The 12,724-nt window shown below is 65.2% G+C and carries 8 protein-coding genes; 1 reads left to right on the plus strand and 7 read right to left on the minus strand.

Features of this window, described 5'->3' with window-relative positions; genetic code table 11:
* Positions 1 to 73 precede the first annotated feature (73 nt).
* Positions 74 to 2,617 (plus strand): ABC transporter permease, encoded by a 2,544-nt coding sequence (locus DFR39_RS18255; RefSeq protein ID WP_133605277.1) that lies wholly within the window; start codon positions 74 to 76, stop codon positions 2,615 to 2,617.
* A gap of 95 nt (positions 2,618 to 2,712) precedes the next feature.
* Here the strand turns inward: DFR39_RS18255 and DFR39_RS18260 are convergent, their stop codons facing one another.
* The 7 genes from DFR39_RS18260 to DFR39_RS18290 all read right to left on the minus strand — a co-directional run bounded on the left by DFR39_RS18260 (position 2,713) and on the right by DFR39_RS18290 (position 12,538).
* The gene (locus DFR39_RS18260; RefSeq protein ID WP_133605278.1) at positions 2,713 to 4,716 is read right to left on the minus strand and encodes a methyl-accepting chemotaxis protein; all 2,004 of its coding nucleotides are present in this window, start codon (positions 4,714 to 4,716) and stop codon (positions 2,713 to 2,715) included.
* Between the two features lie 172 nt (positions 4,717 to 4,888).
* On the minus strand, positions 4,889 to 7,009 hold the full coding sequence (locus DFR39_RS18265) for a methyl-accepting chemotaxis protein (RefSeq protein WP_133605279.1): 2,121 nt from the start codon (positions 7,007 to 7,009) through the stop codon (positions 4,889 to 4,891).
* A gap of 77 nt (positions 7,010 to 7,086) precedes the next feature.
* Positions 7,087 to 7,617, minus strand: coding sequence for a chemotaxis protein CheW (locus DFR39_RS18270; RefSeq protein ID WP_133605280.1), 531 nt, complete (start codon positions 7,615 to 7,617; stop codon positions 7,087 to 7,089).
* Positions 7,618 to 7,694: 77 nt separating this feature from the next.
* Positions 7,695 to 9,473, minus strand: a complete 1,779-nt coding sequence (locus DFR39_RS18275) for a methyl-accepting chemotaxis protein (protein ID WP_281277275.1) — start codon at positions 9,471 to 9,473, stop codon at positions 7,695 to 7,697.
* A 33-nt stretch (positions 9,474 to 9,506) separates the two neighbouring features.
* Entirely contained in the window at positions 9,507 to 11,645 is a 2,139-nt protein-coding gene (locus DFR39_RS18280; protein WP_133605281.1) for a chemotaxis protein CheA, read from the minus strand.
* Between the two features lie 28 nt (positions 11,646 to 11,673).
* Positions 11,674 to 12,036, minus strand: coding sequence for a response regulator (locus DFR39_RS18285; RefSeq protein ID WP_133605282.1), 363 nt, complete (start codon positions 12,034 to 12,036; stop codon positions 11,674 to 11,676).
* 49 nt (positions 12,037 to 12,085) lie between these two features.
* Positions 12,086 to 12,538, minus strand: a complete 453-nt coding sequence (locus tag DFR39_RS18290; RefSeq protein ID WP_133605283.1) for a hypothetical protein — start codon at positions 12,536 to 12,538, stop codon at positions 12,086 to 12,088.
* Between the last annotated feature and the right edge of the window lie 186 nt (positions 12,539 to 12,724).

Here is a 12,724-nt window from a genome sequence, read left to right on the forward strand (position 1 = left end):
GGTGGGCGACTGGTGCATGGGGGCGATCTGGCTTGGCCAGCGCCAGGGGCCGGGCCTGTCTTACAGTGCGGGCATGAGCTCGTCTGCAAAGCCCCCATCGATCCTCGTGCTGGCCTGGCGCCAGACCTTGCGCGATCTGCGCGCTGGCGAATTGCGCCTGCTGGTGCTGGCGGTCGCGCTGGCCGTGGCGGCGCTGTGCGCGGTGGGCTTTCTATCGGATCGGCTGGACCAGGGCCTGCGACGCGATGCGGCGCAGCTGCTGGGCGGCGATGCCGTGCTTGCCAGCGATCAGCCCACGCCGCAGGCCCTGCGCCAACTGGCGGACCAAGCAGGGCTGAGCCAGGTGGGCACGGTCAGCTTTCCCAGCATGGCGCGGGCGCCCGAGGACAAGGGTGGCGCCAGTCGCCTGGTGGCGGTCAAGGCCGTGGGTGAGGCGTATCCGCTGCGCGGTCGTCTGCTGCTGGAAGACGGCCGCAAAGTCGGAGCTCCGGCGCCGGGCGAGGTCTGGCTGGACGCCGGCGTGCTCAGCGCCCTGGGACTGGGCGAGGGCGACAGCCTGCTGCTGGGGGAGCGCAGCCTGCGTATAGCGGGTGTGATTCGTACCGAGCCCGACCGTGGGGCGGGCTTTCTAGCCTTTGCGCCGCGGGTCATGCTGGCGGAGTCGGATCTGGCGGCGACCGGGCTGGTGCAGCCCGCGAGCCGGCTCAGCTACCGCTGGGCCGTGGCCGCGGGGCCGGGGCAGGAGGCGGGCCTGCAGGCCTTTTTGCGCCAGGCACGGGCGCAGATCGAGAGCGGCGCCTTCCGCGGGGTCCGCTTGGAGTCTTTGGAAAGTGGCCGGCCCGAGATGCGGCAGACCCTGGACCGGGCAGCCAAATTCCTGAACCTGGTGGCCATGCTCTCGTCCCTGCTGGCGGCCGTAGCCGTGGCCCTGGCGGCGCGTGACTTTGCGGCGCGGCATCTGGATGACTGCGCCATGCTGCGTGTGCTGGGACAGTCGCAGCGACGCATTGCCTGGTCCTACGGCCTGGAGTTTGGTGCCGTGGGCCTGCTGGCCAGCCTGATCGGGGTGGGCCTGGGCTGGGCCGTGCACCATGGCTTTGTGAGCCTGCTCTCGGGCTTGATTGCGGTGGACTTGCCTGCCCCCAGCCTCTGGCCGGCCGCCTTGGGCCTGGGCCTGGGCCTGAGCCTGCTGCTGGGCTTTGGTCTGCCGCCCGTCTTGCAGCTGGCCAGCGTGCCGGCGCTGCGGGTGATACGCCGTGATGTGGGAGCGCTCAAGCTGGGCTCGCTCGCGGTGCTTCTGGCCGGGCTGATGGGCTTTGCCGCCATCTTGGTGGCGCTGTCCTCGGATCTGACCCTGGGCCTGATCGCTGCCCTGGGCTTTGCCCTGGCCCTGGGCGTGTTTGCCCTGCTGGCCTATCTGGCCGTGCTGCTGCTGCGTCGGGTGGTGCCGTTGTCGGTGGCGGGCTCGGTGGGGGCGCCGCGCTGGCTCTTGCTGGCCACGCGCCAGGTGGCGGCCCGGCCGGTGTTTGCGGTGGTGCAGGTGGCCTCGCTGGCCGTGGGCTTGCTGGCCCTGACCTTGCTGGTCCTGCTGCGCACCGATCTGATCTCAAGCTGGCGCGCGGCCAGCCCCGCGGATGCGCCGAATCGCTTTGTGATCAATATCCAGCCCGATCAGACGAAGGGTTTCCAGGCGGCGCTGGCTGAGGCCGGCGTGGAGCGCTATGACTGGTACCCCATGATTCGCGGTCGGCTGGTGGCCATCAATGGCCAGAGCGTTTCGCCTCAGCAGTTCGAGCAGGCGCGGGCCCAGCGTCTGGTGGAGCGCGAGTTCAACCTCAGCCATGGCGCCGACATGCCTAGGCACAATCAGCTGGTCGGCGGGCGCTGGACGGTGGATGAGGCCGATGGCCTGAGTGTGGAGGAGGGCCTGGCCAAGGAGTTGGGCCTGAAGCTGGGCGACCGCCTGCGCTTTGACATTGCGGGGCAGATGGTGGAGGGGCGTATCAGCAGCCTGCGCAAGGTGGACTGGAGCTCCATGCGGGTGAACTTCTTTGTGCTGTTCCCGGTTGCCCAGATGCCGGAGCTGCCGGCCACCTATATCTCGGCCTATCGCTCGCCGGCCGGCGTCGAGCTAGACAAGCGGCTGGGGCGTGAGTTTCCCAATGTCACCAATGTGGATGTGTCGGCCCAGATCGAACAGGTGCAGCTGGTGCTGAACCAGGTGATTCAGGCGGTGCAGTATCTGTTTGCCTTCACCTTGGCGACCGGCGTGGTGGTGCTCCTGAGTGCCGTCAGCAGCACCCGCGAGGCGCGAACCCGGGAGTTCGGCCTGATGCGAGCCCTGGGGGCGGGCCGAGGCCTGCTGGCCCAGGTGCAGCGCGCCGAGCTGCTGGGCGTGGGCCTGCTGGCCGGCTTCCTGGCCGGCGCCGTGGGGCTGCTCATTTCCAGTGTGCTGGCGAGACAAGTCTTCGAGTTTGAGTGGCAGGCCAGCCTCTGGGTGCCCCTGCTCAGTGCGCTGGCAGGGGCCGTGCTGGCCCAGGCTGCCGGTTGGTGGAGCTTGCGCGCCGTGCTGGAGCGCCCCGTGGTGGCCACGCTGCGCGAGGCCGATAACAACTGAGCTTGAACCCAGTCGTTTGGCTGGATTCAAGAAACAAGAGAAAGGCCCCGCGGCTTGTGCCAGCGGGGCCTTGTTCTTTCACGCTGTCGGCGTGCTCAGAAGGTTTCCCAATCGCCGTCCGCGGCCGCCTTGGGGGCCGACGCCGGCGGGGCGCTAGCAGGGCGCGGGGCCGTGGCAGGGCGGGGCGCGGCAGCTTTGGGGGCCGGGGCCGGACGAGGCGCCGTCATGGGGGCCGACGCACGCGCGGCGGAGCTGGTCTTGGACTTGGTGGCCATGGGCGCCACCGGGCTGTCATTGCCCAAGCGGAAGACGGAGACGACCTCGTTGAGCTTGTGAGCCTGGTCCTTCAGACTCTCGGCGGCTGCAGCGGACTCTTCCACCAGGGCCGCATTCTGCTGCGTCATCTGGTCCAGCTGGGTCACGGCACCATTGACCTGCGCAATGCCGTCACGCTGTTCGGAGCTGGCGGCGCTGATCTCGCCAATGATGTCCGAGACGCGCTGCACGCTGGCCACGATCTCGTCCATGGAGGTGCCGGCCTCCTGGACCAGGCGGCTGCCGATCTCGACCTTGTCCACACTGGCGCCGATCAGGCTCTTGATCTCCTTGGCAGCCTCGGCGCTGCGTTGGGCCAGTGTGCGCACCTCGCCGGCCACCACCGCGAAACCGCGGCCCTGCTCGCCAGCCCGGGCCGCTTCCACCGCGGCGTTCAGGGCCAGGATATTGGTCTGGAAGGCAATGCCGTCGATCACGCCGATGATGTCGTTGATCTTCTTGGAGCTGGTGTTGATTTCCTCCATGGTGGCCACGACCTGGCCCACCACCTGGCCGCCCTTGGCCGCGGCCGTGGAGGCACTGGAGGCCAGCTGATTGGCGGTTTGCGTCGCGTCCGCCGTCTGGCGCACGGTGCCGGTCAGCTGTTCCATGCTGGAGGCGGCCTGCTGAAGATTGGAGGCCGTCTGCTCGGTGCGCTGACTCAGGTCCTGGGCACCCAGGGCGATCTCGCTCGAGGCCGTGGTGATGGAGCCTGTGGTGCTGCGCACGTCCAGCATGATGTGCTGGATCTTCTCGGCAAAGGTGTTGAAGGACTGCGCGATACGCCCGATTTCATCGCCGCCGCTGGCCGGCAAGCGCTGCGTGAGGTCGCCGCCGCCAGCGCTGATTTCGTCCAAGGCGGCACGAACATTGTCCAGGCCGCGCAGCATTGCGGTCACCAGGCCGGCCACCAGCACCCCGGCCACCGCGGCCACGAGGACCAAGGCGATCAGGGAGGTGTTGACCAGGCTGGACAGTGAAGCCAGGGCCTCGCCCTTGTCGGCCGCGGTCACGAGAACCCAGTCAGTGTCGGCAATCGCGGCTGCGCGAAGCAGCAAGGTCTGCTCGCCCACCTTGGCCTCGACCCAGCTGGCCCCGGACTTGAGGCTGGACTCCAGCGCCGCAGCGTCAAACTGGGCACTCATCTCGGTGCTGGGCTTCATAGCCAGATTGGCATTCGGGTGCGCAATGATCTTGCCCTGGCGAGATACCAGGAAGGCCCAGCCCGATGGCGTGGGCTTGATGGACTTGACGGTCTCCACCACGCCATCGAGATAGACATCCGAGGCGACCACGGCCAGAGTCTGTCCGCCTTCCTTGACCGCCTGGGCAAAGGTCACCACCAGGCGCTTGGTGCCGGCATCGACATAGGGCTCGGTGAGCACGGGGCCGTTGGCCGCGGCCGCCTGCTTGTACCAGGGGCGTGCCGTCGGGTCGTAGTCCGGTGGCAGGTCGTTCTGAGGCGTTGAGAAGTGGACCTTCTTGTCGGCCATGCCGATGTAGGCATTGTCCATGCGCCCGGACTTGGCGGCTTGGACCAGCATGGGAATGGGATCGGCCTGCTTGGCCACGGGCTGCAGTGCCACCACGATATCTCGCTGCGTACGCACCCACTGCGCCACCGTGGCGCCATGAGCCGAGGCCAGCGCGTCCAGGCTGGCCTGCACCTGGGCCTGGGTGTGCTTGCGCACGATCAGGTAGTCGGCAACGGTGACCACGCCGAGCGCGATCACCACGGCTCCGACACAGAAGGCGATCAGTCTGGTCTTGATCGATTCGAACATCACGGGCTCCTGGAACAAACAAACAATCAGACAAAAAAGGGGCAGAGCCAGTCCGCGGCTCTCCCCCCCCTGATATCCCTGGGTGCCGGTGCTTGCCGGCACGCCTATTCTTGTGTCGTCCGGGCCGCCGTCGGCTCAGGCTTTCGGCGGCGCTGATGCATGATCGCTTCGGCTAGAAAGTCTCCCAATCGCCGTCGCCCTTGTCGGTGTTGACGGGGGCTGCGGGCCTGCTGGCCGGGGTAGGGGGCTTGGGTGTCGGCCTGGCGGCAGGCTTGCTGCTGGGAGCTGCTGATGTAGCACGGCCGGCCGAGGCGCCGGGCTTGCCTGAGCTGGCGGGCTGGCGAGGAGCCGGTGCCGGCGCCGGGCTGCTTTGCGCGCCGGAGAGGCGGAACACGCTGACCGCCTGCACCAGACGCTGGGCCTGCTCGCGCAGGCTCTCGGCGGCGGCTGCCGATTCTTCCACCAGGGCCGCATTCTGCTGGGTCATCTGATCCAGCTGGGTGACCGACTGGTTGACCTGACCAATGCCCTCGCTTTGCTCGCCAGCGGCGGCGCTGATCTCGCCAATGATGTCCGAGACGCGCTGCACGCTGGCCACGATCTCATCCATGGAACTGCCGGCCTCCTGCACCAGTCGGCTGCCGGTCTCGACCTTGTCCACACTGGCACCGATCAGGCTCTTGATCTCCTTGGCGGCCTCGGCCGAGCGCTGGGCCAGGGTGCGCACCTCACCGGCCACCACCGCAAAACCGCGGCCCTGCTCGCCCGCGCGGGCCGCCTCCACCGCGGCGTTCAGGGCCAGGATATTGGTCTGGAAGGCAATGCCGTCGATCACGCCAATGATGTCGTTGATCTTCTTGGAGCTGGTGTTGATCTCGTCCATGGTGGACACCACCTGACCCACCACTTCACCACCGCGTGCCGCTGCTGTGGAGGCCGAACTCACCAGCTGATTGGCGGTGCGTGCCGAGTCGGCGGTCTGCCGCACGGTATTGGTCAGGCTGTCCATGGAGGAGGCCGTGTTCTGCAGATTGGAGGCCGTCTGCTCCGTGCGGTTGGACAGATCCTGATTGCCGGTGGCGATCTCGGCGCTGGCCGTGCCTATGGAGTCCACCGAATGACGCACGGTGCCAATCATGTCGGCCAGGCGCTGTCGCATGCTCTCCGCGTCACGGGTCAGCATGCCGATCTCGTCCTGGCGATCGCTGTGCATAGGGGTGCTCAGGTCGCCCTGGGCGATGGCGCGCACGCCATCGTTGAGCTTTGCGAGCGGCTTGGCGACCCAGTTGCGCAACAGCCAGGCCAATCCCAGGCCCAGCAGCACGGTCGCCCCGCCCAGCATCAGCCAGAAGGGTACCATGGTGGCCCAGTGTGAGGCCATGGCCTCGCCGCGGGAGACCTGGGCGATCACCCAGTGACCGGTCTTGGGATTCTTGCGAACGATGGCGAAGTCATCCTTGCGCCCGCTGCCCAGCACATCGTGCACCTTGTCGATATAGGTGCCGTCCCCGAGTTCTCCCAACTGCTTGAGCAGGTCGGGCGCGACCTCACTGACCAGTTTGCCCTTGGCATTCGGGTGCACGGCGAAGCGGGCCTGCTGCAAATCCTTGCCCACGGTGAGCATATAGATGCCCCCGGTTTCGAAGAACTTGGACTCGGCGGCCATCTTGCCGATGGCGGCTTCAAAGGCGTCCAGATCAAAACCGATGAACAGCAAGCCCACCTGTTTGCCGGCATCGTTGCTGATGGGCTCGTAGTAGCTCATATAGGGCCTGCCGAAGAGCACGGCGCGTCCGGTATAGGGCTTGCCGCTCGACACGGTGGCATAGGCGGGATGCTGCTTGCCCAGCATGGTGCCTACGGCGCGCTCGCCCTTCTCGTTCTTGAGCGAGGTGGTGATGCGCACAAAGTCGTCGCCCTTGGTGGCGAACACGGTGGCCACACCACCGGAATTGGCGGCGAACTTGTCGACCTGGGTGTAGTTGTCGTTGAGCTTTGGGCCCCAGTCGCGCAATTCCCCGGTTTCCTCGTTGAGAGTGAAGGCCGGGCCAAACTCCTGACGGAAGCTGGCAAAGCTTCGCTGCACCAGGGTGCGCGAGGTGTCGTCCATGGCATTCATGGCGTCCACCACAGCCTCTGCCTTGTCTCCGACCCAGGAGACCACACGCTCATGCGCCACGCGCGTCAGGAGCACGCTGACGGCACCGCTGATGCCCAGCAGCACGGCAGCCAGACTGACGACGCCGATCAGGGAGACCCGGCGCACAAGGGAATAGGTGTTAGCGGTTGTCATGATGAGGTTGCTCGGTTCTTCTAGCTGACAACAAGCCAAAAAAAAACCGCCGGACCAAGGCGGGTTTCAGGCAAGAACTAGCCGATCACAGAGTCCATCAGGCCCATGTCGGCGCTGCTCATCAGGCCCTCAATGTCCATCAGGATGAGCATGCGCTCCCCGACTGCACCGATGCCGGTGATGAAGCTGGTGTCCACCGCGCTGGCATTGAGCTCCGGGGCAGGGCGGATGGCATCGCGGTTGAGTTCCAGCACATCCGACACCGAGTCCACCACGGCACCCACGACGCGGTTGCGGACGTTGAGAACGATCACCACAGTGAAGCCGTTGTATTCGGCGTTGGGACATCCCAGCTTGAGCCGCAGGTCCACGATGGGGACGATCACGCCACGCAGATTGACCACGCCCTTGATGAATTCGGGGGCATTGGCGATGCGGGTGGGCTGTTCGTAAGAGCGAATCTCCTGAACCTTCAGGATGTCAATGCCATACTCCTCGCTGCCCAAGCGGAAGGTCAGATACTCGCCGCCTGCAGGGCCCTGGGCCTGCACGGCCAGGGCGCCCGCCTCACGACGCACCAACTGGGTGGATTCGCTGATGGTTTCCATGGCTTACCTCGTTTTAGGGGATGGAACGATTGTGGTGCTGAGCGGCTGATCTGTGCTTGTGATGTTCAGCCCGGGTGTCAGAAAGTTTCCCAGTCGCCGTCGGCTGCCGGGGCCGGTGCGGGCTTGGCAGGGGCGGGTGCAGGCCGTGGCGCAGCGCTCGCTGGCTTGGGTGCCAAGGACTTGGTGGGGGTGGGCGTCGCCGTGGTGGCGCGTGCCACCACCGGTGCGGCCGCAGCTTGAGACGCCTTGGACTTGTAGCTGACGATGGCAGGCAGGGCTTGAGCAGCACTGCTGCTGATGCGGAACTTGTCCACCGCTTGGGCCAGACGCTCAGCCTGGTCCTTGAGGCTCTCAGCCGCAGCGGCCGACTGCTCGACCAGGGCTGCGTTCTGCTGAGTCATCTGATCCAGCTGGGACACGGACTGGTTGACCTGGCCGATGCCGTCGCTCTGCTCGCTGGCGGCGGCGGTGATCTCGCCAATGATGTCCGTCACACGCTGCACGCTGGCGACGATATCGTTCATCGAAGTACCGGCTTCCTGCACCAGACGGGCACCGGTCTCGACGCGCTCAACGCTGGCGCCAATCAGGGTCTTGATCTCCCGCGCCGCTTCCGCAGAACGTTGGGCCAGGGACCGCACCTCGCCGGCCACCACCGCGAAACCGCGGCCCTGTTCGCCCGCCCGGGCTGCTTCCACTGCTGCGTTGAGCGCCAGGATATTGGTCTGGAAGGCGATGCCGTCGATCACGCCGATGATGTCGCTGATCTTCTTGGAGCTGGTGTTGATCTCGTCCATGGTCGAGACGACCTGGTTCACCACATCACCGCCCTTGGCTGCCGCCGAGAAAGCGCTGGACGCCAGTTGGTTGGCCGTGCGGGCAGAGTCGGCCGTCTGCTTGACGGTACCGGTGAGCTCCACCATCGAAGACGCGGTTTGCTGCAGATTGCCGGCGGTCTGTTCCGTGCGGCTGGACAGGTCCTGGTTGCCGCTGGCGATTTCCACCGAAGCGGTGCGGATGCTGTCGGCCGAGGTGCGCAGCTGGCCCACCAGATTCTGCAGCGAGCTCTGCATGTTCTGCAGCGAACTCATCAGGTGCGAGGCCTCATCCGCGCCCTCGACCGGCTTGGACGGCAGGGTCAGATCACCTTTGGCGATGGCTTCCGCAAACACCTTGGCATCGGCAAGCGGGCTGCAGATGCTGTGCATGTTCAGCAGGGTCAGCGGGACGACCACGGCAGCCGCCAGAATGAGTACCACGATAAAGGCTGTCAATACACGTCCCTGCGTGGATTCGGCGCGCTGTTGGGCCGCGCTGGCTTCGTTCTCCAGCGCCGCACGCAACTCCTCGATCAGCTTCTCGGCCGAGGCGACGTCTTCCTTGGCGCGGGACAGCAGCTTGTCGGCCACGGCCGCGTTGTCGTACCCGCCGGCTTCCAACTGGGCCAGTACCGGCTGCGCCTTGCTGGCATAACCGTCCAGCAGGGTGAGCACCTGAGCCATCTTGGCCTTGTCGGCCCCGGACTCGCCCTGGCCGATTTGCTTGCCGATGTCGGCAATGGTCTTGCGGCTGCCATCCCATTTGGCATGAACCTGCTTGACCACCTCCGGCTTCTCGTAATTGATGATCATGTCCTTCTCGTAACGCCGCATCTCGCCCATGGCATGGACGAGACGGGTCACGAGATTGGCTTCACGCACGGAGTTCTCGGCGAACTGCTTGGTCTGATCCCGCATGGAGTTCATGCCCAGCAGACCCACGCTGCCTACCGCCAGCAGCAGCGCCAGCACCATCGCGATCGCGCCGATCATCCGTGTTCGGATGCTGAATCGGCGTAGCAAGGCGCTCATCGTCATTGTTCTAATCCTCTACTTCGAAAAACTATTCGCTCAATGGCGCGAGCGGCGCACCAGGCTGCCCACATCAAGAATGAGGGCCACGCGGCCATCGCCCATGATGGTGGCGCCCGAGACATCGTGTACCTTGCGGTAGTTGGCCTCCAGGTTCTTCACCACAACCTGCTGCTGGCCCAGGAGTTCATCGACCAGCAAGGCCACGCGGCCGCCTTCGGCCTCCACCACCACCATGATGGAGCTGACATGCTCAAAGTCGAAGCGCGGGACGTTGAAGACCTGCTCGAGTTCCACCACGGGCATGTATTCGTCGCGTACCTCGACCACGCGGCCGGTGCCGGCCACGGTCTTGATGGTGCCGGACTGGACTTGGAAGGACTCGACCACCGAGCTCAGCGGCAGGATGTAGACCTCCTCACCCACGCCCACGCTCATGCCGTCCATGATGGCCAGGGTCAGGGGCAGGCGCACCGAGACCTTCATGCCATAACCTTCGGCGGAGTCGATCTCGACCGTGCCGCCCAGCGAGGTGATGTTCTTCTTCACCACATCCATGCCCACGCCGCGGCCCGACACATCGGTCACCTGGTCGGCCGTGGAGAAGCCGGGCGCAAAGATGAGGCCCCAGACATCCTGATCGCTCATGCTGTCGGGGGCGTCGATACCTTTCTCGCGCGCCTTCTTGATCAGCTTCTCGCGGTTCAGTCCGCGGCCATCGTCGCGCACCTCAATCACGATGGACCCACCCTGATGGGAGGCGACTAGGGTGATGGTGCCCTGTTCCGGCTTGCCCTTGGCCAGACGCTCGGCCGGTGTCTCGATACCGTGATCGCAGCTGTTGCGCACCAGATGGGTCAAGGGGTCGGTGATCTTCTCGACCAGACCCTTGTCCAGCTCGGTGGCCTCGCCTTGCGTGACCAGCTCCACCTTCTTGCCCAGCTTGGCCGCCAGGTCCCGAAGCATGCGCGGAAAACGGTTGAAGACGCCCGACATGGGAATCATGCGGATGGACATCACCGATTCCTGCAGGTCGCGCGTGTTGCGCTCCAGATCGGCCAGCCCGGAGGCGAGCTGCTGGTACAGGCTCGGATCCACGTTGCGGCTGTTCTGGGCCAGCATGGCCTGGGTGATGACGAGCTCGCCAACCAGATTGATCAGCTGGTCCACCTTCTCCACGGAAACGCGCAGCGTGCTCTGGTCCATGCCGCCAGTGGCGGGCTTGGCGTCGGGGCGCGCTGCAACCGGCTTGGCGGCCGTGGTCACGGCGGCACTGGGCTTGGGCGCTTCGGCGCTGGCCTTGAGTTCGGTGCTGGCCGAGGGGGGGACGCCTGGGGCGTCTTCAAAGAAACCGTAGCCCGGGTCCTTGTCCTTGTCTTCGGCTTGGGCTGAGGGTGCGCCGGGCGCGCCTTCATGAAAGCCAAAACCCTGACTCAGCGGCATCAGCTTGACTTGCTCGCGCGCCACATGGAAGGTGAACAGGTCCAGCAGATCGTTGTCGGAGCTGCTGGTCAGCACCTTGAAGCGCCGCATGCCGTCGGCGGCCTGGCCCGCGTCCAGTGGCTCGATGGTTCCGAGATCCGTGATTTCCTTGAACAGCTCCACCAGATTGTTGGCAAGCTCCGGATCGGCGAGCGGCCCCACCTGCAGCTCCAGCAGCCGAGCATCGGTCTTGAGCGCTGGGGCAGCTGCAGGTGCGCTACTCGCGATGGCGGCCGGAGCCGGGGCCGGTGCGGGGGGCGGTGCACTGCCCGCCGTGCCTTCGACATGGCCGCGTATGCTGTTGAGCAGCTCGGTGGTGTCCACGGGGGCGGCGCCAGAACCTTGATGGCGGCCCAGCTGGGCGCGCAGCGCGTCACCCGACTGCAGCAAGACGTCGACCATGGCCGCGGTAGGCTGCAACTCGTGACGGCGCAGCTTATCGAGCAGGGTCTCCATCTGATGGGTGAGCTCGGCGACGTCGGAGAAGCCAAACGTCGCGGCCCCACCCTTGATTGAGTGCGCGCAGCGGAAGATGGCGTTCAGCTCTTCGTCGTCGGCCTCATCGACATTCACGTTCAGGAGCAACTGCTCCATATTGTCGAGGTTCTCGTTGGCCTCTTCGAAAAAGACCTGGTAGAACTGGCTCAGATCAATGCCGGCACTCAGGCTTGCGCCTTCAGAGGTCATCTCTCCCATCTTTTCACTCCTCGTGGGGATGCAGACTTCAGCGGATCACCTTGCCGATCACTTCGATCAGCTTGGCCGGATCAAAGGGCTTGACCAGCCAGCCTGTCGCACCGGCGGCGCGGCCGGCCTGCTTCATCTGGTCGCTGGACTCGGTGGTCAGGATCAGGATGGGTGTGGACTTGAACTTCGGGTTGTCCCGCAGCTTCTTGGTCAGGCTGATGCCATCCATTCGCGGCATGTTCTGATCGGTCAGGACCAGATCAAAGTCGCGCGTGCCCGCTTTTTCCCAGGCGTCCTGCCCGTCCACCGCCTCCACCACATTGAACCCGGCGTTCTTGAGGGTGAAGGAGACCATCTGGCGCATCGAGGCCGAATCGTCCACAGCAAGGATTGAATGCATCGCTCTCTCTCCGGATAACAAGCTGATATCGGTTGAACTTTAAGAATCTTTAGAACAGTTCGACGGACCCCGCGTCCATCTCGTCCTGAGTCACGGGATTGGGGCGCAGGGGGGCGATTTCGACGACTGTTGTGCCGTCTTCATCGTCGCCGAACGTGTCTCTGGCCAGCTGGTCTTGGCAGTTGCGCAGACGCTGACTCGTATGCGCGATCAGCTGGGTGGCCATGTCCTGAAATTGCAATGCCGTGATGGCGCCAGCAATGTGCTCCATGATCTCGTGCAGCGTCGCTCCATCTTCGCCGCGTTCAGCACTCTGGCGCAGCAGGTGCTGGACCTGGGCCGAGGCTGCGAAGAAATGACCAGACAGGGCCTCACCGGCATCATCCAGCAGGCGCTGCAGCCGCTCGAGATCGTTGGTCACCGTCATCAGGTGATCCTGCAACTCAGCCGCGGCCAAGAGGGGGAGCATGCCCGGCTCGGCAGGGGACGTGGTTTCATTCATCGTGATCGGGGCTCCATACATTTTCTGTCCTCACCCGGGGCATGCGGCGCAAGTCGGAATCCAGCCATGGACCGTGCGGCGTGTGCTTGGGATCTTCGGCATTTCTAGCGAGCCTGTCGACAGGACTAGTGACCATAAGCAGGCCTTTTTCTCGATATTTCGGTCGGCGGCCCATAATTCAGCGCT

The organism is Roseateles asaccharophilus, from assembly GCF_004362405.1.
Classification (GTDB): Bacteria; Pseudomonadota; Gammaproteobacteria; order Burkholderiales; family Burkholderiaceae_C; genus Kinneretia; species Kinneretia asaccharophila.

What these genes read in the sequence shown, in the direction of transcription:
- DFR39_RS18255 (WP_133605277.1), top strand. Translation starts at nt 74, where the DNA reads ATGAGCTCGTCTGCAAAGCCCCCATCGATCCTCGTGCTGGCCTGGCGC.
- DFR39_RS18260 (WP_133605278.1), bottom strand. Translation starts at nt 4,716, where the DNA reads ATGTTCGAATCGATCAAGACCAGACTGATCGCCTTCTGTGTCGGAGCC.
- DFR39_RS18265 (WP_133605279.1), bottom strand. Translation starts at nt 7,009, where the DNA reads ATGACAACCGCTAACACCTATTCCCTTGTGCGCCGGGTCTCCCTGATC.
- DFR39_RS18270 (WP_133605280.1), bottom strand. Translation starts at nt 7,617, where the DNA reads ATGGAAACCATCAGCGAATCCACCCAGTTGGTGCGTCGTGAGGCGGGC.
- DFR39_RS18275 (WP_281277275.1), bottom strand. Translation starts at nt 9,473, where the DNA reads ATGACGATGAGCGCCTTGCTACGCCGATTCAGCATCCGAACACGGATG.
- DFR39_RS18280 (WP_133605281.1), bottom strand. Translation starts at nt 11,645, where the DNA reads ATGGGAGAGATGACCTCTGAAGGCGCAAGCCTGAGTGCCGGCATTGAT.
- DFR39_RS18285 (WP_133605282.1), bottom strand. Translation starts at nt 12,036, where the DNA reads ATGCATTCAATCCTTGCTGTGGACGATTCGGCCTCGATGCGCCAGATG.
- DFR39_RS18290 (WP_133605283.1), bottom strand. Translation starts at nt 12,538, where the DNA reads ATGAATGAAACCACGTCCCCTGCCGAGCCGGGCATGCTCCCCCTCTTG.